The sequence below is a fragment of the Streptomyces sp. NPDC001056 genome (assembly GCF_053598955.1).
In genome coordinates this window covers 66,165-87,557 of record NZ_JBSFLI010000023.1, presented here as the reverse complement: position 1 = coordinate 87,557, position 21,393 = coordinate 66,165, and the positions used below count along the sequence as shown (strand labels likewise).

Here is a 21,393-nt window from a genome sequence, read left to right as displayed (position 1 = left end):
GCACCGCACGATCGTCCGCCGCGGCGGCCACTCCACCACCGCCGAAGCCCGCGCCGCCCTGCGCAAGATGACGGAAAGCGAGGCCGCCGGCTTCACCACCGACCCCAACCAGACCGTCGCCCTGGGCCAGGTGAGACCCGGCGACCTCCGTTACTCCCGCATCGCGGGCGCCGTCCGTACCAGCAGCCCCCACGTCGACATCGGTGTGATCGGCGAGGCCGCCCTGCGGCTGGCGGGAAGCGTCGGCGACCAGTTGGGCGTCAAAACCCGGGTGACCAGCGGCGTGGAAGCACCCCTGGCATGAGCAGGCCGCGGCAGGATCCCGACCTGGTCAGGCCCTACGTCCGCACGGGCGGACGTACCCGCCCCAGTACGGACGTGCGTCTGGAGAGCGTGGTCTTCGCCGCTACCGGCACCCACCCCGGACTTAATGCCGACGGGCGCCGCCTGCTGGCTCTGTTCGCCGGCTCCCGCGGTGGCGGTCTGGCCGTCGCCGAGATCGCCTCCGAACTCGCCCTGCCGCCCTCGACCACCCGCATCCTCGTCGCCGACCTCATCGGTCTCGGGCTGATGACCCTCGCCCAGGCCCAGGACGACGACCGTCCTCCCGCCTCACTGATCGAAAGGGTCCTTCATGGCCTCCGCGCTCACGCCTGACCGGTTCGTCGCGCCGACGGTGACGGCGACCGCGAAGATCGTGGTCGCCGGAGCCTTCGGCGTGGGCAAGACCACGTTCGTCGGCAGCGTCTCCGAAGTGCCGCCCGTGCACATGGAAGAGACGATCACCCAGGCCAGCGCTCTGGTCGACGACCTGGCCCGCACGCTGGAGAAAAGCACCACCACCGTCGGCGTCGACTTCGGGCGCAAGCACCTCGACGACGACCTGGTGCTCTACCTGTTCGGCACCCCAGGCCAGGCCCGGTTCCGGTTCCTGTGGGAGGAGCTGATCGCCGGCGCCCTCGGCGCTCTGGTCCTGGTCGACCCCCGCGACTTGGACGCCTCCCACGAGATCCTCACCCTCCTCGAAGAGGCCGGCGTGGCGTACGCGGTCGCGGTCAACCAGTTCGACGGCGCACCCCGCTACCCGCTCGCCGAGATCCACGAGGCGCTCGCCTTGGAGGCACACACCCCGCTGACCGTGTGCGACGCCCGCGAGCGGGCGTCCTGCATGCAGGCCCTGATCCAGCTCACCGAATACCTCGCACGTCTGGAGCCCCGACCGTGAGCACCGCGCCCCCTCGCATCTCCCTGTACGAGCCGGACTTCGCCCAGGACCCGCACGCCTTCTACCGGCGTATGCGCGAGCAGTTCGGGCCCCTGGTCCCGGTGGACCTGGCGCCCGGCGTGCCGGCCACGCTGGTCGTCGGCTACGAGCACGCTCGCCGTATCCTCGGCGACCCGCAGCGCTTCCCCGCCGACCCGCGCCGGTGGCAGACCACCGTCCCGGACACCTGCCCGATCCGGCCGATGATGGAGTATCGGCCCAACGCGCTGCGCTCCGCCGGCGGCGAGCACGCCCGCTACCGGGCCGCCAACACCGCCGCGCTCCGGGCCGTCGACCAGCACGCGCTGCGGGATCACGTCGAGCAGGTCGCCGCCCAGACCATCAATGCCTTCAAGGCCGGCGGGAAGGCCGACCTGCTGTCCCAGTACGCCTGGCCGCTCGCCTTTAGGACGCTCAACCATCTGCTCGGCTGCCCCGACGAGGTCGGGCAGCGGATCGCGGACGGCATGTCCAAGGTCTTCGACGGGGTCAACGCCTCCATCGGCAACCAGATCCTCGCCCAGGCCGTCGCCGACCTCGTCGCCCTGCGCCGCCGGCGTCCCGGCGACGACGTGACCAGCAGGCTCCTGGTCACCGACCCCATCGCCCCGTAGGTCCGCTCCGCCCGGCAGTTGGCCTCCGAGGTCACGATCGCTCCTACTCAGCGCTGCCAGCCCGAACGCCGTCAGCCACTCCAGGGTTGTGACGTCGGTGGAGCGGAAGCCAACAGCCACAGCGTCGGCGCCGATGAGAACCACGCTCCTGCGTCCGGTGGACTACCGCGTCATCCGGTCGATCAGGCGGGCGAGTTCGATAACGTACGGTGGCTCGAACAGGGTTAGGTGGTCTCCTTCCAGGACGTGGTGGGTCAACCGGGCAGGGGCACAGACACAGGACCAGGAGCGGATCGCGGCGCGCCGGAAGTCCACGTCCTGTTTGTCAGCCTGGACGAGTGCGACCGGGCCGGCGTACCGCGAGGGGCGGTAGGCTCGGGCGGCCCGCAGATGGGCGCGGTTGGTACGCCACCGGAGGTCCAGCCGGATCAGCTCGGCGGCGCTCACATCCTCCTCCGCCGCTACGGGGCCCGGCTTCCCCCGGTCGTCGTCCTCGTCGAACTCCGGGAGCTGTGCGGAGAGGTAGCTCTCGACGAGGAAGACCATCTCCGCCCGCTCACCCCGCAGTTCGAGCAGCCGTGCCATTTCGAAGGCCACCAGCCCGCCCATGGACCAGCCGAGCAGCAGATACGGGCCGGTCGGCGCCACCGCGCGTACGGCCGCCAGATAGCGGGCGGCCAGCGCCTCGACGCTCTGGTCCTCGCGGTCGGCTCCGTCCGCCGATGTCTGGAGGGCGTACAGCGGGCCGCGCAGCTCGGGGCAGGCGGCGAGATGGCGGAAGCCGGTGGCCTCGCCGCCCGCCGGGTGGACGCAGAACAGCGGGGTGCCCTCGCCCCGGGGCCTCAGTGTCACGATGTCGTCCGGAAGGGCGTGGGGGACGGCATCGCGCGCCTTGAGCAGCCGGGCCAGGTGCCTCGGCGTGGCCGCCCTTCCGGGCCGCCCCACCTCATGCTCCGGCCCCGGCCCCGTATCCGGTTCTGAGAAGAGCACGGGGACCGGGAGCTCGGCGTGGAACTCCCCGTTGAGCCGTGCGATCAGCCGTACGGCCAGCAGGGAGTGGCCGCCGAGCGTGAAGAAGTCGTCGTCCGCACTGACGGGGGCGACGCCGAGCAGTTCCTCGAAGACCCGGGCCACGGCGGCCTCCACCGGGTCGGCCGGCGGCATGTCGGCCCCGCCCACCGACGAGACCGAGAACCCGGTGCCGCCGGCCTGGACGAGGGATCGCACCGCGGCCTGGTCCACCTTGCCGTTCGATGTGAGGGGTATCGCCTCGGTTCTTGCATACGCGGTCGGCACCAGCTGGGCCGGCAGCCGCTCGGCCATGTGGGCGCGCAGCGCCTGCGTCGTCGTGGTGTGGACGTCGTCGGCGACGACGCAGGCGGCCAGGTGGTCGCCGTACTCCTCGCCCGAGACCAGGACGACTGCCGCGTCCCGCACCGCAGGGTGCCGCAGCAGCACGGCCCGGATCTCCTCGGGCTCCGCCCGTACCCCGTTGACCTTGATCTGGTCGTCCACTCGCCCCAGGTATCGGATCAGGCCGTCCGGGCCGACGCAGGCGAGGTCGCCCGAGCGATACAGACGGCGGCCGGGTTCCGGTGAGAAGGGGTGCGGTACAAACCGTTCGGCGGTGGCGGCCGGGGCGCCCAGATATCCGCGGGCGAGGCTCGTGCCGCCGATGTAGATCTCACCCGGCACGCCCACCGGCACAGGGGCGAGGTCCTCGTCCAGGACGAGGACCTCGGCGTGGTCCATGGGCTGGCCGATGGGGACGGGGCCGGGGCCGTCGTGGGCACCCACCTCGTGCACGCACACGCCGACGGCGGTCTCGGTCGGCCCGTACTCGTTGAAGATCCTCGTCCCCGGTGCGTGTGTCATCCAGGTGTCGACCGCGCTCCTGTCGAGGGCCTCACCGCCGAGGACGAGGGAGCTGGTGGTGCCGGTGAAGTCCCGTGATTCCACGGACTGATTGACGACCTTCAGGTGCGACGGGGTCAGCTTGAGCAGGTCCAGGCCGGTCCGGTCGGCCAGGTCCGCGGAGAGGGCGAGGGCGTCCCGCCAGGCGGGGTCGAGGAAGACGGGACGACCTGTGATCAGCGGCAGAAACAGACTCGTCACGGTGAGGTCGAAGCCGATCGAGGAATGCGCCATCGCTCCGCCCTCGCCGCTCCGGCCGTCCGCGCCGTCGCTCTGGGCGTCGTCCACACCATCGTCGCGAACGGCGCCTGCAGCGACGTACGTCCGAGCACTCCACAGCAGGTAGTCGCACACAGCCCGGTGCGGCAACATCACCCCCTTCGGTGTCCCGGAGGAGCCGGAAGTGAACATGATGTACGCGAGGTGGTCCGGGCCTGCCTCGCACGACCGTCCGGGTGCTGCTTCCCCGTCCGTACTGGCGGGTGGCAGGTTGCGCAGGTCAACGCACGCGACGCCCTCGACTGCCACCGCCTCGTCCGGGCGGTCGGTGAGCAGCGTGCGGCATCCGGCCCGCTCCAGCAGCTCCCGGGTCCGCAGGGGCGGGAGCAGTGGATCGAGCGGCACATACGTCCCTCCGGCCTTGAGCACGGCCAGCAGGGCGACGACCAGCGCGGCCGAGGGGGCCGCCCGCACCGCCACCGGGGTTTCGACGCGGACGCCCCGGGCGCGCAGCACGCCGCTCCACCGGTCCGCCCACGTGTCGAGTTCCTGGAAGGTCAGCCGATCGGTTCCGGCCACGACGGCGAGGGCGTCCGGGGACCGTCGGGCCTGCCGCTCGACGAGGCCGTGCAGACACCAGCCGTCCGCCGGCTCCGGGAGGCGGGCTCGCAGCTGGGCGGCGCCGGCCGCGGGAGGCAGGCTCGCCTCGCGCACCGGGGTGGCGGGCGCGGCCAGCAGCGCGGCGAGAAGTATGGCGTACTGGTCGGCGAGCACCCGGACATACGCGTCGTCGAACTGCCGGCCGTCGTAGTGCCAGGTCGTGCGGCCTTCCGTCGCGCTCAGGGCGCAGGTCAGCCGTAGGGCGTGGGACTCGGTCTCGACGTCGTCCCAGGCCACGGCGAAGGTGACGCCGCCGGCGCACCGTGGTACCGGGGTGTCCGCGCAGAGGAAGCCGATGTCGCGCCCCGCCTGCTCCGCGGCGCCGGAGGGCGGGGCGTACTGCTGGGTCTCCTCGGCGTCGGACAGGGCGCGTTCCGCGCGGGCGGCGAGGGCGTCCAGGACCAGACCGGGGTCGATCCGCGCGGTGATCTCCGCCCACTGGGCGAAGTGGCCGAGGACGGTGGCCGTCTCCTCGAACTCCCGGCCGCTGAGTAGCGCGTCGACGGTGACGTCGTGCTGTCCGCTGATCCTGGCCAGCAGCGTCTGCCAGCAGGCGAGCAGCACAGCCCCCGGCCGCACACGCCGCCGCCGCGCGTAGTCGTGGACGGCCGTCGTGACGGCGTCCGGCAGGGGCGCGGTGACGGTACGGCGCTCCGGCCGGTCAGAGTCGGGAGGCCGACGGAGCGGCAAGGACAGCCGTGGGGTGGGTCCGCCCAGTGCCGGGTGCGGTGGTTCCTCGCCGAATTCCTGGTGTTGCCACTCGGCGAACTGGCTGTACTGCAGCACCTCGTCGGTGGGCGGTGTGCCCGCGTACCGCTCGGCCAGCTCGTCGACGAGCAGCCGCAGCGTGTGGCCGTCTGCGGCCAGGGCGGTGGTGGTGAGCAGCAGCAAGTGCCGACGGGGGCCGAGGGCGAAGAGGGCGGCCCGCAGCACCGGATCGCCCGGCCCGCCGTGCGGCTGCTTCCGCCGGGCGCGGACCTCCTCGTCGAGCCTGCGGCGGCGCGCCGTCTCGTCCAGGTGGCCCAGCTCTGAGTGGGACCAGTGTGGGCCCGGACGGTCCGCGTCGTGGACGACGAGTAGCGCGTTGCGGGCGCCCGGCACCCGCCGGTAGACCGAGCGGAGAATCTCGTGCCGGGCCACCGTGTCGTGCAGCGCGGCCGCGAGCCGTTCCGTGTCCAGCTCGCCGTCGACGGTGACGAGCACCTGCGCCCAGGACAGCACGCCGCGTTCTGCGAGCTCCCACAGCCGCCGCTGCCGGAACGACAGCCGGAACCCCTCCACCTGCCGCTCCTGCTCCGCCTCCGCCGTCACTGGTACCTCACCATGTCGCCCATGGCGACGAGGAGTTCGCGCTCGCCGCGGAAGGGATTACGGGCATGGGCTGTGAGGATGTTGTCCAGCAGCATCACGTCACCGCGCTCCCAGGGGAAGGAGACCTCCAGCTCCTGGTAGACCCGCAGGATCTCGTGCATCGCCTCGTCGGGTATCTCGGTGCCGTCGCCGAACTGGCAGCTGCGCGGGAGTTCCTCCGGGGCCATGGTGGACAGCAGCGACTCCCGTACCTCCGCGGAGAGGCAGGCGGTGTGCCAGTGCTGTGCCTGGTTGAACCAGGACGACTCGCCGGTGCGCGGATGGCGCAGCACGGCGGGCCGTACGGCGGTGGTGCGCAACCGGTCGCCGTGCCACTCGTAGCGCAGTCCCTGTCGGGCGCAGCAGGCCTCGGCCTCGGCCCGGTCCCCGGTCCGGAAGACGTCCCGCCAGTCGAGGCCAAGTCCGGTGCCGTAGTTGCGGACGTACATGACCCCCTTGGCGGTGAACTCCTCGCGCACCGCCGGGTCCAGCCTTCGGTGGACGGCGCGGCTGTCGACCAGGGGTGTCTCGCCGCCGGAGTCGGCCGGGCGTGCGCAGCAGAACCAGATGCGGGTCGGGCCCTCGTCGTTGAAGGAGTTCTCGTTGTGCCAGAGCAGCTTCTCCTCCGGCGGGAAGAACACCGGCGTGTAGACGTTGCCGCTGAGTGCGGCTCGTGGGTGCTCGCCGTTCTCGCCGAAGAGGTCGTCGACGAACACGGAGGCGAAGCGTTCCAAGGCGTCCGGGTCGGTGACGGCGAAGCCCCGGAACAGCAGGGCGCCGTGCCGTTCCAGGTCGGTGTCGAGCCGAGTGCGGTGCGAGCGGGCCCAGGCCACCAGGTCGACGTCAGGGTGGCCCGGGCGCAGCACGAGCGGCAGGTCGGCGCCGTCCCGCAGCGGCTCCCGTACGACCATGTCGTCGGAGGCCACGGCGACCTTGGTGGGCTTGATCGCGCGCAGGGCCCCGGGGCCGCGCCGCCTGGCCCGGCCCGGAGCGGAACGGGCCGTGGGAGCCGTCGTGGGCAGGGGTGTTTCGGCGATCGAGGCGTCCGGCCTGGCGGCCATGTCCGCGACCAGCGCGACGTACTGCTCGCGCAGTTCCTCCATGGTCGACGCGTCGAAGAGGTCCGGATCGTAGTTGAGGAACCCGGCGACCCCGTCGTCGTCCTCTTCCAGGACGAGGGTGACGTCGAAGCGGCTGGTGTCGATGAGGTCCACCGTGAACGGGCTCAGCCGCAGGCCGGCCATGGCGTCGGCAGCCCGCCGGTTGCTGTTGAGTACCAGCTTTATCTGGAACAGCGGGCTCAGGTTGCGGGTGCGGGGCGGGCTGAGTGCCTTGACGACCTCCTCGAACGGCAGGTCCTGGTGCGCGTAGGCGTCCAGCGCCACGTCCTTGGTGCGACCAAGCAATTCGCGCCAGGTCGGGGCACCAGTGAGGTCGGCGCGCAGTACGATCTGGTTGACGAAGAAGCCAATCAGCGGCTCGGTCCTGCTGTCGGAGCGGCCGGCGACGTCCGAGCCCACCACGAGATCAGTCTCCCCGGTCCGCCGGTTCACCACCGCGTACAGGGCAGCGAGCAGCGCCATGAACAGGGTGCTGTCCTCCTCCCGGCACAGCGCGCGTATCCCGTCCGTGGTCGGGGCCGGGATCCGGAAGCGCAGGCTCTCGCCTCGGTTTTGGGGGTGCGCCGGGCGCGGCCGGTCCAAGGGGAGCCCCGGCAGGTCGAGGATGCCCCTCAGGCGTGCCGTCCAGTGATCCACCAGACGGTCGAAGTGGCCGGCCTCGGCGAGCCGGCGCTGCCAGACCGCGTAGTCCGCGTACTGCACGGGCAGTTCGGGCAGGCGGGGCGCTCGGTGCTCGCGGCCCGCCGTGTACAGCTCAGCCAGCTCGTCCAGCAGGACGGCGGCCGACCAGCCGTCCACCGTCACATGATGGGCGGTCAGCAGCAGAACATGGTCCTCCACGCCCAGCCGGAGCAGCCCGGCCCGCAGCATGGGCCCGGTGGCCAGGTCGAAGGGCTCGGCGTACTGCTCCCTGGCCAGCCGCTGCGCCTCCGGTTCCCGTCGCTCCGGCGGGTGGAAGGTGAGGTCGGTGAGCGGGAGCGCGGGAGGCTCGGCGGGCAGTACGGTCTGGAACGGCTGCCCGTCGCGGGCGGTGATCACGGTTCTGAGTACCTCGTGCCGCCGTACGATCTCCGCCACCGCTCGGCGCAGCAGGCCGACGTCGAGTTCGCCGCTCAGCCGGACGAGGACCGGGAAGTTGTACTGGGCGGTGCCTGGGTCCATCTGGTGGAGGAACCACAGGCGTTCCTGGGCGAAGGAGGCCGGTACGGTCCCGTCCCGTTCGGCGGGGGCCAGCGCGGGCAGCAGGGGCCGGTTCTTCTCGGCGACCAGGCCGTCGACGAGGGCGGCCAGTGCGCCGAGTGTCGAGGCGTCGAACGGGCCGCGGATCGGCACCTCCACCTCGAACTCCTCGCGCAGCCGGAACACGAGGCGGAAGGTGAGGAGGGAGTGCCCGCCGAGGTCGAAGAAGTCGTCCTCGGCACGGATACCGTCGCGGCCGAGCAGTTCGCTCCAGATGGCGGCCATCCGCCGTTGCGTGGACGTGAGTTCGACCTCCGACCGCACCCCGTAGTCCCCGGTGCCGTCCTTGTCCTCGGTTGTCAGCAGCAGGTCCGTGAGCGCGGCGCGGTCGACCTTGCCGTTGGCGTTGAGCGGGATCCGGCGCAGCAGGACATAGCGGGCGGGGAGAAGGGGACCGGGTAGCCGTTCGGCGAGCCGGGACTCGATCCCGGGCAGTGCGGCGAGAGCCGCAGGGCGCCACAGCGGTGCGGTGGCGAGCCGGTGCGGCTCCGTGGCGGTGACGACCGGCGGCAGCGCCGTCGGCGGCGTTCCCCGGCGGTGCAGCAGCAGGTCGAAGGAGCCGTCGGACCGTCCCTCGGCCCAGCTCGGTTCGGCTTCGTACCCATGGCGCCGGGCCAGGCGGCACAGCTCCTCCGGGTCGGCGCCCGGCCGTACGGCGTCCTGTGCCGCGCCGGAGAGCCGGGCCAGCAGCCGCAAATCCTCTGTCAGCCGGGCGTTGGGGATGCCGTGCAGCACGAGCCGGGCGGGGCGTTCGGCGCCGAGCAGCGCGTCCAGGCCGTCGGCGTCCAGGCCCTCCGCCTGCCAGTCCCTCTTCGGCAGTGACCCGGCTGGCCCGGCCCCGGGGCCGTCGTCCGCCGTGCGCTCGCCGGTGACGGTGAGGACGACGTCGTAGCGGTACCGGGTCAGTTCGTTGTCAGCCGTTCCCCGCTTCAGCAGGACCCTTACCGAGCCGACCCTCGGCCACCGTGCGGTCAGTCCGCTGAAGAACCGGGGGTCGAGGCAGAGTTCGTTCTCGGTCTCCACGCGCCAGGTGGTCTCGGCGCGCAGGACGGCGTCGGGCGTGCCCGGCTTCGCCCGGTGGGCGGCGACGGAGGCGTGGAAGGCGTCCAGGAGGGCGAGGTTGCGCAGGTCGCCGAGGAACACCTGACCACCGGCGGGCAGCGCGTCGATCGCCCGCTCAAGGACCGCCAACAGGTAGTCCACGGACGGGAAGTACTGGACGACGGAGTTCAGGATCACAGTGTCGTACGTCTCTCCCGGGCGCATCGCGAGATGGGCGGGGCCGGCCCGCAGCCCGATCCGCTCAGGGGCGACAATGGTGCCGATCTCGTGCCGCAGCCGTTCGATGACCTGCTCGGACAGGTCGACACCCTGGTAGAAGTCGCAGTCGGGGGCGACCCGGGCGAGGATCAGGCCGGTGCCGCAGCCGATCTCCAGGGCCCGGTTCGGCCGCAGCGTGCGTATGCGGTCGACCGTGGTGTCGAGCCACTCGCGCATCGCATCGGCCTCGATCGGGTCGCCGGTGTAGCTGCTGCTCCAGCCGGCCAGGTCGAACGACGGGTCGGCGGGGCGCTCCCCGCAGCTGTAGGTGTCCTCGTACAGCGTCTGCCAGCGGCTCACCCAGTCCGTCTCGGCCGCCGCGCCCGACGGTGCGCCGACGTTGGTGTCGGGGCTGACGAAAGCGATCAGCTGCCGGGACTCGGGGGTGGGGCCGTGCGCGATCACGGCGGCCTCCCGGACCGCCGGATCCCGGGCCAGTTCGGCGGCCACCTCCTGCGGCTCGACCCGGTGACCGCGTATCTTCACCTGGTCGTCGAGGCGGCCCAGGTATTCGAGGTCTCCGCCGGCCGTCCGCCGCACCCGGTCACCGGTCCGGTACAGACGTCCGCCTGGCTCCCCGCCGAAGGGGTCGGGGATAAAGCGCTCCGCCGTCAGGCCGGGGCGGTTCCAGTAGCCGTGGCAGACGCCTGCCCCACCGACGTACAGCTCTCCGGGCGCGCCCGGTGGCACCGGGTTCATCGCCTCGTCGAGCACGTACAGCCGCGCGTGGTGCACCGGCCTGCCGATCGGCACGCGGCCGAAGCCGCCGGCCGGCTGCGCGCTGTCGTACGCGGCGCAGGCCACGGCGGTCTCCGTCGGGCCGTACTCGTTGATGATCCGGGGCGCTCCGGCAGCCGTGCGCCAGGCCGCGAGCTGCTCCTCGTGCAGCTCCTCGCCACCGAGGACCAGGGTGCGGGTCCACGCCCCGGCACGCGCGGGGGCCGTGGAGCCCTCCAGCATCTTCAGGTGCGAGGGGGTGAGCTTCACGAAGGCCAGGCCGGTGTCCGCCTCGGCCGAGACGCGCAGGGCCTCGCCGGGTGTGCCGAAGTCGTCGGCGAGCAGCAGGCGCCGACCGGCCAGCAGCGGGGCGAAGAGGCTCGTCACGGTCAGGTCGAAGGAAAGCGAGGAGTGCACGGGGACAGCGCCGTCCGCCCCGGGCGGCAGGTACGTCTCCACCGCCCACAGCAGGTAGTTGGCGACCTGACGGTGGGAGAGCATGGCGCCCTTGGGCCCGCCGGTCGAGCCGGAGGTGTACATCAGGTACATCAGGTCGTCGGGCCCGCCGTCTCCTTCCGGCGGGGCCCCGGTCGCCTCCTCGGCCATCCGGTCCGGGTCCACCACGATGGTCGGGATGTCCGGGACGGCAGGGAACGCCGGGTCCGCCGGTCGTGCGTCGGTGACCACCAGCATGGCCCCGCTGTCGTGCAGCATGTGATCGCGCCGGGCCTTCGGATAGGCCGGGTCGAGCGCTACGTACGCGGCGCCGCTCTTCAGCACGGCGAGCAGCGCGACCAGCGCCTCGGGCGTGCGGGGCAGCAGCACCGCGACCACGCGGCCGGGACCGGCGCCGAGGCCACGCAGCCGGTGGGCGAGGCCGTTGGCGCGGCGGTCGAGGTCTCGGAAGGTCAGGTCGGCGCGGCCCGGCGCCGACACGGCCACGGTGTCGGGGGCGGTGCGCGCCCGCTCGGCGAAGAGCCGGTCCACGCGCGTGTCCTCGGGGCGGTCGGCAGGTGCGCCGTGACCCTCGCGCAGGACCTGCTCGCTCTCCACGGCTGTCAGCAGCGGCAGTTCATCGATCCGTGTGTAGGGGGTGGCGGTCACGGCGTCGAGCAGGACACCCAGCGATCGGGTGAGCCGCTCACCGGTCGCCGTGTCGAACAGGTCCGTGGCGTGGATGAGCCGGCCCTCCAGTCCGGCGTCGGTCTCCCAGATGTTCAGGTCGAGGTCGAAGCGGGCGGCGTCGTGGTCCAGGTGGTCCAGTGGAATGAGACCGATCCCGCCCGGCAGGGTACGAACTGGACGCGGCGGCGTGTTGTGCAGGGTGAAGTTGACCTGGTAAATCGGATTCCGGCCGGGGCTGCGCTCCGGGTGCAGCCGCCGGGCGATTAGGTCGAGGGGCACGTCCTGGTTCTCGTACGCCTCCAGGCACGTCGTGCGGACTTCGGCTAGGAAGTCCTCGAAGGACGCCTCCGATGCGACCCGCGAGCGCAGCGGGACCGAATTGGCGAAGAAGCCGACCAGATCGTGGAAGCCGCGGTAGCGGCGGTTGGCAACGGGAGTGCCGACCACCACGTCGTCGTGGCCGCCGTACCGGGCGAGCACGATCTGGAACGCCGCGAGCAGCACCATGAACAGGGTGCTGCCGGTGCGCGTGGAGATCTTCCGCAACTCGTCGGTCACGGGCGCGGGAATGGTGAACACCGTGGACTCGGCGCGCCCCTGGGGGCGCTCGGGCCGGGGACGGTCGGCGGGCAGTGGCATCGGGTCCGGGGCACCGGCCAGCCGGCGTTCCCAGTAGTCCAACTGGCTTGCGGCCTCGGCGCCTTCGGCCCACTCGTGCTGCCAGCGGGCGTACTCGGCGTACTGCACCGTGTGGGCGGGCGGTTCGGGCGTCTGCCCGTCCACGCGCGCCCCGTACGCGGTGCCCAGATCGCTCAGGAGGACGCCCAGCGACCAGCCATCGACGACCGCGTGGTGGAAGGTGAGTACCAGGACCGCGTCGTCGGCCGCGAGGCGGAGCAGCCGGAACCGCATCAGCGGTCCCTCGGCCAGGTCGAACCGTTTCTCGGCGTCCGCCCGCGCGAGTCGCTCGGCCTCCGCCTGCCGGTCGTGCCCGGGCAGTGCGGACAGGTCTACGACGGGCAGCGCGCGATGCCGGTGCGGCAGGACCCGCTGCACGGTACGGCCGTCCCGGACCGGAAGAACGGTGCGCAGGACGGCATGGTGGCGCAGCAGGTCGTTGAGGGCGGCTTCGAGGGCGTTGTCGTCCAGTGGTCCGGTGAGGCGGTGCACGACGGGGCTGTGGTAGGCCGGGCTGTCCGGATCCAGCCCGGACAGGAACGCCATCCGTCGTTGGGTGAAGGATGCGGGGGCCTCCCCGTCGTCGTCCAGGGCGGGCAGCCCGGTCGGGGCGCCCTTCTCCCACAGACGCTGTCGCAGCAGGGCCCGCTGCCCGGCAGGGAGGCGTTCGATCCTGCCCCGCAGATCCGCGTCGATCGCGTCGGCCGTCTTCGTGGTGCGCGTCATGCGGCTCCCCCCGCTCGTCCCTCGGCGCGCCGGGACTCGGCGAGCCGCTCCAGTTCGGCCACCAGGCCGTCGAGTTGTTCCGAGTCGTCGTCCGCTCGCGCGGACGCCGGTACGGCCGCCGCCGCGTCGACGGCCCGCTCGACCTCGACGGCGAGGCCGGCCAGAGTCGGCGCGTCGAACAGGGTGCGCAACGGCAGGGCCACCCCGAGTCGTTCGCGGACCGAGGTGCGCACCATCGAGGCCAGCAGCGAGTGACCGCCGACGAGGAAGAAGCTGTCGTGCACGCCGAAGGACCGCACGCGCAGGGCATCCGCCCAGATCTCCCACAGCGCGCGCTCCGTCGCCGTCCTCGGCGGCACGGTGTCGGCGCCCGGCGGACCAGCCGCACCCTCGGCGATGCCGGGCAGCGCCCGTCCGTCTATCTTCCCGCTGGGCGTCGTGGGCAACTCGTCGAGCATGACGACATGGCCGGGCACCATGTGCGACGGCAGCCGGTCCCGCAGCCCGCCCAGCAGCTCCGGCGGGGACAGTCGGCGCCCCGGCCCGGGGACGACGTAGGCGACGAGCCGCCGGTCCCCGGCGACGTCAACCGCCCGCACGACACATTCGCGCACGTCGTCGCGGTCCAGCAGCGCCGCCTCGACCTCCCCCGGCTCGATGCGGTAGCCACGGATCTTCACCTGCTGGTCGGCCCGGCCGAGGAAGTCCAACGCCCCGTCCGGGAGCCTTCGCACCAGGTCTCCGGTGCGGTACATCAGCGCCCCTGGCCTGGAGGCGAACGGATCCGGCAAGAAGCGCTCCGCGGTGTGGCCCGGGCTGCCCAGATAACCCCGGGCGACCCCCAGCCCACCGACGTACAACTCGCCGGTCACCCCGATCGGCACGGGGTCCAGCTCCTGGTCCAGCACGTGCAGCGTGGTGTTGGTGAGGGCGCAGCCGATAGGCACGCTCAGGGTGTCCTCGGACAGCCGGTCCACCTGGTGGGTTGTGGAGAACGTCGCGTTCTCGCTCGGGCCGTACCCATTGTGCAGGTGCCCGGGCGGCGCGCCGCCGCGCAGCACCGCGCGCGTACGACGGGGGTCCATCACCTCTCCGACAACAAACAGGTGGCGCAGCCCGCCGAAAGCCCTCGGGTCGATGTCGGCCACCCGGTTGAAAAGGGTGCCGGTGAGGGCGACGATCGTCGGCCGCAGCTCACGCAGCGCGGCCAGCACCTCGTCGGGCCCGAGGGGTTCGTCGCCGGGCAGCACGTCCACCCGGGCGCCGTTGCACAGCGCCCCCCACACCTCGAAGGCGGTGATGTCGAAGGCCGGGTCGCCAAGGTGCAGCAGGACGTCGCCGGGGCCGATGGACACGTAGTCGGTCGCGGTGATCAGCCGCACGACGGCCCGATGGGGTATGCCGACAGCCTTGGGCCGCCCGGTCGACCCAGAGGTGTGCACCACCGCGGCCAGCCCGACGGGGTGGGAGCGGGACCGCGGAAGCGGGCCGACGGGGCAATGCCTGACGTGCTCCGGGCCAGCTGCCACAGGCTTGTCGTGTGTCGGCCCAGCTGTCAAGGGCCCCTGCCGCTGCGTTGCGGACGTATCGGCGCTGTCGTGTTCCGCGTGGGTGAGTCGCAGTACGGGTACGCCCAGGCCGTGCAGCCAGGCGGGGGGTTCGGCGCGGCTGAGGACAGCCGATATCTCGGCGTCGTCGGCCATGAACCGCAGTCGTTCCTCGGGGTGGCCGGGGTCGAGGACGAGGGGGGCGCCGCCGGCCAGGAGCACGCCGAGCATGCCCGTGACCAGGTCGGCGGAGCGTCGCATGTGCAGGGCGACGACGGAGTCCGGGGTGACGCCAGCCCCGATCAGGGTCCGTCCGACACGCTCGGCCCGCCCCCGTAGCCGCGCGTACGTCCAGGTTCCGGTGCGGTCGGTGAGGGCGAGAGCTTGCGGGGTACGCTCCGCCCACGCGAGGAACAGGCCGTCCACGGTAGCCGGTTCGGGCAGGGGACGGTCGGTGGCGTTCCAGGCGTCGACCCGGGCCCGGTCCTCGGGCGACAGCACCGGAATCTCCCCGATCCGCCGGTCGGGGGTCTCGGCGAGGGCGGTGAGCAGAGTGCGGAAAGCGGTCGCCATGCGGTCAGCCGACTCCGGCAGCCACAGGTCGGACGCGAGGCGCAACTCGGCCCCGAGGCCGCCCCGCCCATCGTCATCTGTCACCGTGCACTGCAGGTCGTAGGGGATGGTCGCGTCGTCCAGGGCGAGTGCGGACGTGGTGAGCCCCGCCGCGGTGAAGCCCGTACGCCGCGCCCCCGTCATGGCGAAGACCGCCTGGCAGAGCGGGTGACGACTCAAGTCCCGCTCCTGACCGCAGAGTTGAACGAGCCGTCCGAAGGAGACGTCGGCGTGCCGCTCCGCCTCGTCCCGGGTGCGTGCGACGCGACGCACCGCTTCTCGTAAGGAGGGACGGCCCGCCAGGTCGACCCGCAGCAGGAGCAGATCCTCGTACGGCCCGAACGCTGTCCGCGTGGACTCCGGCGGACGACGGTCCACGGGGGTGCCGAACACCAGGTCGTGCCGACCCGTCCAGCGCGCCAGCAGCACGGCGAAGGCGACCGCTGGCACCGTCCACGCCGGTACGCCTTCCTCGCGGGCGAGCCGCCGCAGGGCCTCGGCGTGCCGGGCGTCGAGGAGCAGGCCGCGGCCCGTCGCCCGGTGGGTCGGTGTCCTCGGCCGAATCCGGTCGACCGGCAGGTCGAGCGGCGGGAGACCCGCCAACCGCCGCTTCCAGTACGGCAGCCCCTCGTCCCGGATTTCCCGCTCCAGGACCGCCCGCTCCAGGGGCGTCCGGTCCGCGTACGAGAGCGGGAGCTGCACCGGGCCCTCGCTCAATGCCGCGTAACGGCAGGCCAGTTCATGTTCCAGCACAGTGAGCGAGGCCCGGTCGGCGACGATGCGGTGCGCTGTGAGCAGCATCACGTGCCGCTCTTTGCCGGTGTGCACCAGGGTGGCACGCAGTACGGGCCCGCTGCCGAGGGCGAAGGGCCGACCGCTCTCCTCGGCGAGTACACCGCGCAGCTCCGCCTCGGGCACGGATCCGTCCCGGGCGTCCGTGCCCGGCGCGGATCCTCCCTCGAGGTCCAGTTGCCGCAGCGGCACGTCGGCCGTCGCACGGACGGTACGGCTCGGCCCGTCCCCGCGATCGTCGAAGGTACTTCGGAGCAGCTCGTGGCGGGAGACACAGTCCCGCAGGGCGGACTCCAGTCGACCGGCGTCCAGCGGGCCCTCGACTAGAGTGGCGGAGGACACGTGGTGGACCGGGGCAGCGGCGGCGATTTGCTCCAGGTACCAAAGTCTTTTCTGGCCGTGGGAGAGCGGCAGCCGGGGCGCCCCTGCCGAGCGGGCCGTCGGTCGTGTTTCCAGGTCGTCGTGCACGATGGCCTTCCCTGGTTCGCGGTACGGCGGGTGCGGTGACGGACCGGGAGTCAGCCCGCCCGGTCGGCGCCCTCCGCCACCGGTCCGTCCTATCCGTTCCGTCCGTCCGGTACATCCTGTTCGCCCGCCCGCAGGTGACGGCGCAGGCTCAGCGGACGCATGTCGGTCCACACGTCCTCGATATGAGCGAGACAGTCGGACTTCGGGCCGGTCCTGCCCGCGTCCGACCATCCGGCCGGATTGTCCCGGTCGGCGGGCCAGACGGAGTACTGCTCCTCATGGTTGACCACGACCTTGTACAGCCGGTCGTCATCGTCGGGCTTCGGCGTCATCCCCGTGACTCTCCTCTCGTGGTAGCGGCGCATCAGTGGGCCGCGTCTGCGGGAGCGGTGAGGCGGTCTGCTCCGGTTGGCGCTGTCGAATGGGAGTAAAGGCGGCGGCCACCACCACGGCCAGGAAAACGACCGCCACTGCGGTCAGCGGCCCGCGTGTCCCTAGTCGGCCGACCAGGGCGGTGAGCAGGGCCGCGCCGAGGGGCGCGAGGCTGCCGTGGATCGTCCAGAACGCAGAGGTAACCCGGCCGAGCAGATGGTCTGGCGTGACCTGCTGCCGCAGGGACATCGAGCAGACGCCCGCCAGTGCCATGCCGAAGGAGTAAAGACAGATCGTCACGGCCGCCATGGACACCTGCCCGGTGTTGCCCAGCACCAGCACCGACACCGAGCACAGACTCATCGCGCCGAGCCAGCAGGGGCCGAACCCCCAGGAGCGGCGTAGCCTGGCGGTCGCGGCGGCGGCCGCGCACGTGCCGAGCCCGGCCAGCGCGAGTACGTAGCCCACCGTGCGTTCGTCCTGCCCAAGACCGTGCCGCAGGTGGTAGATGAACACGTCGGTCATGCCCAGGCTGAGGAAGGTGGTGACGGTCAGCAGCACGGTGAGCGCCCGCAGCACCGGCGTGCGCCACAGGAACGCGGCGCCGACCCGGAAGCCGGAGCGCAGGTCCTGGGCCCGGGCCGCCTTGCTCTCGGCCTCGTCTGCCGACGGCCGCGCGATGGGCCTGAACCTGATGAACGCCAGGCCCACCAGAGAGATCCCGAAGCTGCCCGCATTGATCGCAACGGCGGCCGTCGGCCCGAAGAACCCGGCCACCACACCGGCCAGGGCCGGCCCGGCGATGTACGCGATCGCGTTCGTCGCCTCCAGCCGGCCGTTCGCCGCGACGATCTGCTCCTTGTCGACGAGGTTCGCCACGGCGGTGACATACGTGATCTTGAACAGCATCTCGAAGACCGAGGCCAGCGCCATGACCACGTACAGCAGCCAGATCTGCGGGGTCAGGGCCCAGCAGACCGGGATCGCGCCGTACAGCACCAGCCGGGCGGCATCACACAGCATCAGCAGGCGCCGCCGGTCGAAGCGGTCGGCCCAGGCGCCGCCGACCAGACCGGTGAGCAACGAGGTGGCGCCGGCGACGGCGGTGAGCAACCCCATCTGCGCCGCCGACCCGGTGGTGTGCAGCACCAGCAGCGGAAGCGCCACCAGGGAGAAGGCGTTGCCGACCTCGGACAGCGCCTGGACCGCCCAGAAGACGGAGAAGTCCCGGTTGGACCAGAGTGAACGCGCGAACATGAGAGGGTCTTCCGTCCTGGGGCTAGCGTTCAGGGGTGTACGGCTCCGCCATGGCGACCGCGATCCGGCGGGGCCCCGTGAACGGCTCGCGGCCGTGCGAGACCAGCATGTTGTCGATCACCAGGACGTCGTCCGCACGGTAGTCGAAACGGGTTGCCGCGGCCCGGTAGCAGGCCCGGAGATGGTCCATGACGGCGTCCGGGATCGGTCCGCCGTCGCCGTAGTAGGTCTGGCTGGGGAGATTCTCCTCGCCCAGCATCTCCAGCAGCCCCAGCCGGACTGACTCCGGCAGCGTCGTGACGTGGAAGACCGTCGCGTGGTTGAACCACACCGGCTCGCCGGTCACCGGATGCCGGTGCACGACCTCCCGTACCGCCCGGGTGCGCAGCCCGCCGCCGGCCAGCCACTGTGCCTCGATGTCCCGCTCCCGGCAGTACCGCTCGACCTCCGCGCGGTCCTCGGTGGCGAACGCCTCCTGCCACGGCAGGCCGACCAGGTCGCCGTAGTTGCGTACGACCGTCCAGCCGCGCCGGTCGAACTCTCGGCGCACCTCGTCGTCGACGGCGGCCAGCACCCGCCGGGTGTCGGCCAGCGGCGTGGCGCCCCGGGTCAGCGGCGGGCGCACACAGTGGAAGTACAGGGTCAGCGGCCAACTCGCCTGGTACGAGTTCTCGTTGTGCAGGAAGATCTCTTCACCGGGCGGGTAGTCGGTGGATGTGTAGACGTTCCCCTTGATCACGCTCCGGGGGGAGGAACGCTCGGTGTACGGCAGCGGCTCGCCGGAGAGCGCGCGGACGATGTCCGCGAAGCCATCGGCTCCCCCGACGTCGAAGCCGCGCAGCAGCAGCGCACCGCGTTCGCGCAGCGCGGCCCGGAGTTCCTCCCGCCGGGCGCGCAGCCGTTCGACGGCCGACTCGCCGTGCCCCTCGACGACCAGCGGGAGCATCGGGGTGGTCTCGACCGTCATCGAGGTGCCTCCGACAACAGCGGCAGCAGCAGCCGGGCACCGACCGTGGCGCGCTCCTCCCGCGCGGGTTCCTCGATCTCACCGTCCGCTCCGGTCAGCACCAGGCTCATCACCCGGCCGTTCTCCGCGAAGAGGAACCGCTGTTCGGTCAGCGTGTCCAGGCGTTGCCGCAGATCGTCCGGCCCCTCCGGCCAATCCCGGGCCAGCTGCTCGGGCTTGGCCGGCGAGGACAGCCGACGCAGCAGCCGGCCGGTCACCGAGTCAACGGGGTGCGTCCGGAGAGCCCCGGAACGGGAGTCACGGACCGTGAGTCGGCCGTCATCATCGGCGACCAGCCGCAGCTCGCGAGGGGCCGCTCCGTCCTCCCCGTACCAGGCTGCACGCCACTGGGTGACCAGCCCGCTCAACTCGTCGTGCCACTCGACCGCGTTGAGCATGTACGGCGCCAGGTTCTGGTCGGCGAAGAAGTAGGCGAGATCGGCCAGCGCTGACTCGTCGAAGGGATACGTGAGGGAGTAATAGTCCACTGGCTTCAGGAAGAGCCCGTACTCGTCGCTCCGCTTGAAGTAGGGACTGAAGCGGTCGAAGCGCACCATGTACACGCCGTGCGGCGGCACCAGGTGGACGAAGTCGCGCAGTTCCTCGGCGTACTTGCGGTAGACCGTCGGGTCCTCGCCGGGGAAGCCGATCAGCAGGTTCCACTCGGGCTTGATCCCGAACTCCTCACAGTTCTTGAGGAACTGCAGGTTCTGGAACGCGGTCGTGCCCTTGCCCATCAGTTTGAGCGTCGAGGAGGACAGCGCCTCGATGCCGGGCTGGACGACGGTGACCCCCGCGTCCGTCATGGCGCGCAGGTCCTGACGGCTCAGTGGGAGCTTGACCTCGTAGAAGATCTCGGCCCCCGGCGGCGGGTCGAGTCGAGGGAAGACCTCACGCGAGTAATTGCGTGGCATGACATTGTCCGTGCAGAAGAGCGAGGTGTAGGTGGGCGCGAAGCCGAATAGCCACTCGAACTGCTGGACTGCCAGGTCCGGAGCCATGGCCCGATAGGCCATGCTTTCGCCGTTCAGCCCACAGAAGGTGCAGTGGGAACGCTGTCCCCACCAGCAGCCGCGGGACGTCTCGAAGAACAGCATGGGTTTGCTGGTACCCGTGCGCCGCAGTTCCGGATGTTCCTCCAGCGCCTCGAAGAAACTGTCATAGTCGGGCAGGAAGAAGTCGTCGATATCGCGTTCTGCACCGATGGCCTTGCGGAAGCGCGGGTCTCGGCAGTTCCGCTCGGAAAGGATTCCCGGAACGGCATCGGCGCGCTCCAGATCCTCGTCTAGGACACACCGCAGGAACTCGCCGAAGGTGTTCAGCGCGGGCCCGGAGAAGACGAAGTCGACGGCCGGCACATGCTCGGCGACCACCGAGCCCATGGGCGCCTCGCAGTTCGCCCCACCGAGCACGACGAGCGTCTGCGGGCTGCGCTCCTTGATCAGCCGCGCCAGGGCGATACTCGGCACATGCTGGGCGAACATCGAGCTGAACCCTACGATGTCGGCCTCGTCAAGCCGGTAGCGGTCGATCAGTTCCTCGCAGAACTCCCACAGTCCGTCCCGCGCTGACAGGATCTGCTCACGGAAGTCGGCCCACCGGGCACCCCGGTAGTAGCGCTGAAAGTACTCGGTGGCAGTGTCGGCCTGGCCGGGAAAGGCGATGTGCCGGAACAGCCAGTCCCCGATCCCTGTGTCCACATGATCGTGACTCACAGAGAGGGCCTCGTACAGACGTGTCCCGAAAAACTCGGCCATGTCCTGGTTGAGGTAGCACACGTGCGCTCGCGCCCGGTCGTCGAACTCCCGGTGAACGAGAGTCGATAACTGTCCCAGGGCGAATGACGGACGATTCCAGTCGGCGAATGGCATGTTCACTAAAGCGACACGCAACAACTGCGGCCTCCCCGTGGTCATTCGTTTTGAGTCTAGTGCGCCATGGCTTTAGTCGGCAGAGATGTTCAGGCCAACGGGGATTCCGACGGGCACGGGGTGAGGTCCGGATGGACGGTATCCTTTCCTGCTGCCACGCAGGTGCGTTCGCCGTGGTCCGACGTGTGTTCGTCGAAGACTTCGCCGACGTGGCGGCCGGTCCTCACGCGGGACCACGTGGACGGGGCAGAGGGATGATCCAGCCAAGTGCAGCAAACACTTGCGTCATCGGACGGGAGGCTGGACCGCTGGACGTACGCCTCGTCACCGCGTCCAGTGGACGAATGCTACGGAAGCGGGCCCCTTGAAGTAGGGGGTGGCAGGGCCTCGGTAGTCGACCGTCGGGGCGAGGGGCCTCGTGCGGGCCGTGTACGTCGACAAAGCCCACGATCCCGTGGTGCGCGTTGGCCAAAGGGTCCGACTTCTCTGTCCTGAGGGGCTCAACCGGCACGGCGATGGTC

Annotated in this window: 10 protein-coding genes and 2 pseudogenes; 4 read left to right on the top strand and 8 right to left on the bottom strand. The window is 71.3% G+C overall.

Annotated elements, in window-relative coordinates; translation table 11 throughout:
- The first annotated feature begins 67 nt into the window (after positions 1 to 67).
- The 4 genes and pseudogenes from ACWDD7_RS25460 to ACWDD7_RS25445 form a co-directional block, all read left to right on the top strand.
- Positions 68 to 304 (top strand): hypothetical protein, encoded by a 237-nt coding sequence (locus ACWDD7_RS25460; protein WP_450459050.1) that lies wholly within the window; start codon positions 68 to 70, stop codon positions 302 to 304.
- Positions 301 to 657 carry a DUF742 domain-containing protein gene (locus tag ACWDD7_RS25455; protein WP_450459049.1) on the top strand — a complete coding sequence of 119 codons (357 nt, stop codon included), beginning with the start codon at positions 301 to 303 and terminating at the stop codon, positions 655 to 657. Before ACWDD7_RS25460 ends, ACWDD7_RS25455 begins: the two co-directional genes overlap by 4 nt.
- A complete protein-coding gene (locus tag ACWDD7_RS25450; protein WP_450459048.1) occupies positions 635 to 1,225 on the top strand; it encodes a GTP-binding protein in 591 nt (196 codons plus the stop codon). Before ACWDD7_RS25455 ends, ACWDD7_RS25450 begins: the two co-directional genes overlap by 23 nt.
- A pseudogene (locus ACWDD7_RS25445) lies at positions 1,222 to 1,854 on the top strand (cytochrome P450); the annotation flags it as partial. The gene ACWDD7_RS25450 and the pseudogene ACWDD7_RS25445, both read left to right, overlap by 4 nt.
- A 72-nt stretch (positions 1,855 to 1,926) precedes the next feature.
- Here the strand turns inward: ACWDD7_RS25445 and ACWDD7_RS25440 are convergent.
- From ACWDD7_RS25440 to ACWDD7_RS25405, 8 genes and pseudogenes are all read right to left on the bottom strand, one after another.
- Positions 1,927 to 2,025: pseudogene (locus tag ACWDD7_RS25440) on the bottom strand (ABC transporter permease); the annotation flags it as partial.
- 15 nt (positions 2,026 to 2,040) lie between these two features.
- A complete protein-coding gene (locus ACWDD7_RS25435) occupies positions 2,041 to 5,982 on the bottom strand; it encodes a non-ribosomal peptide synthetase (RefSeq protein ID WP_450459047.1) in 3,942 nt (1,313 codons plus the stop codon).
- Entirely contained in the window at positions 5,979 to 12,947 is a 6,969-nt protein-coding gene (locus ACWDD7_RS25430; RefSeq protein ID WP_450459046.1) for an amino acid adenylation domain-containing protein, read from the bottom strand. The genes ACWDD7_RS25435 and ACWDD7_RS25430 overlap by 4 nt, the downstream gene beginning before the upstream one ends.
- Positions 12,944 to 16,366, bottom strand: a complete 3,423-nt coding sequence (locus ACWDD7_RS25425; RefSeq protein ID WP_450459045.1) for a non-ribosomal peptide synthetase — start codon at positions 16,364 to 16,366, stop codon at positions 12,944 to 12,946. Before ACWDD7_RS25425 ends, ACWDD7_RS25430 begins: the two co-directional genes overlap by 4 nt.
- Positions 16,367 to 16,455: 89 nt before the next feature.
- On the bottom strand, positions 16,456 to 16,698 hold the full coding sequence (locus tag ACWDD7_RS25420; protein WP_351868582.1) for an MbtH family protein: 243 nt from the start codon (positions 16,696 to 16,698) through the stop codon (positions 16,456 to 16,458).
- On the bottom strand, positions 16,676 to 17,995 hold the full coding sequence (locus tag ACWDD7_RS25415) for an MFS transporter (protein WP_450459044.1): 1,320 nt from the start codon (positions 17,993 to 17,995) through the stop codon (positions 16,676 to 16,678). Before ACWDD7_RS25415 ends, ACWDD7_RS25420 begins: the two co-directional genes overlap by 23 nt.
- Before the next feature lie 22 nt (positions 17,996 to 18,017).
- The gene (locus tag ACWDD7_RS25410) at positions 18,018 to 18,962 is read right to left on the bottom strand and encodes a TauD/TfdA family dioxygenase (RefSeq protein WP_392215717.1); all 945 of its coding nucleotides are present in this window, start codon (positions 18,960 to 18,962) and stop codon (positions 18,018 to 18,020) included.
- Positions 18,959 to 20,917: a RiPP maturation radical SAM C-methyltransferase gene (locus ACWDD7_RS25405; RefSeq protein ID WP_450459043.1), complete on the bottom strand. Its 1,959-nt coding sequence runs from the start codon at positions 20,915 to 20,917 to the stop codon at positions 18,959 to 18,961. Before ACWDD7_RS25405 ends, ACWDD7_RS25410 begins: the two co-directional genes overlap by 4 nt.
- Positions 20,918 to 21,393: the final 476 nt, after the last annotated feature.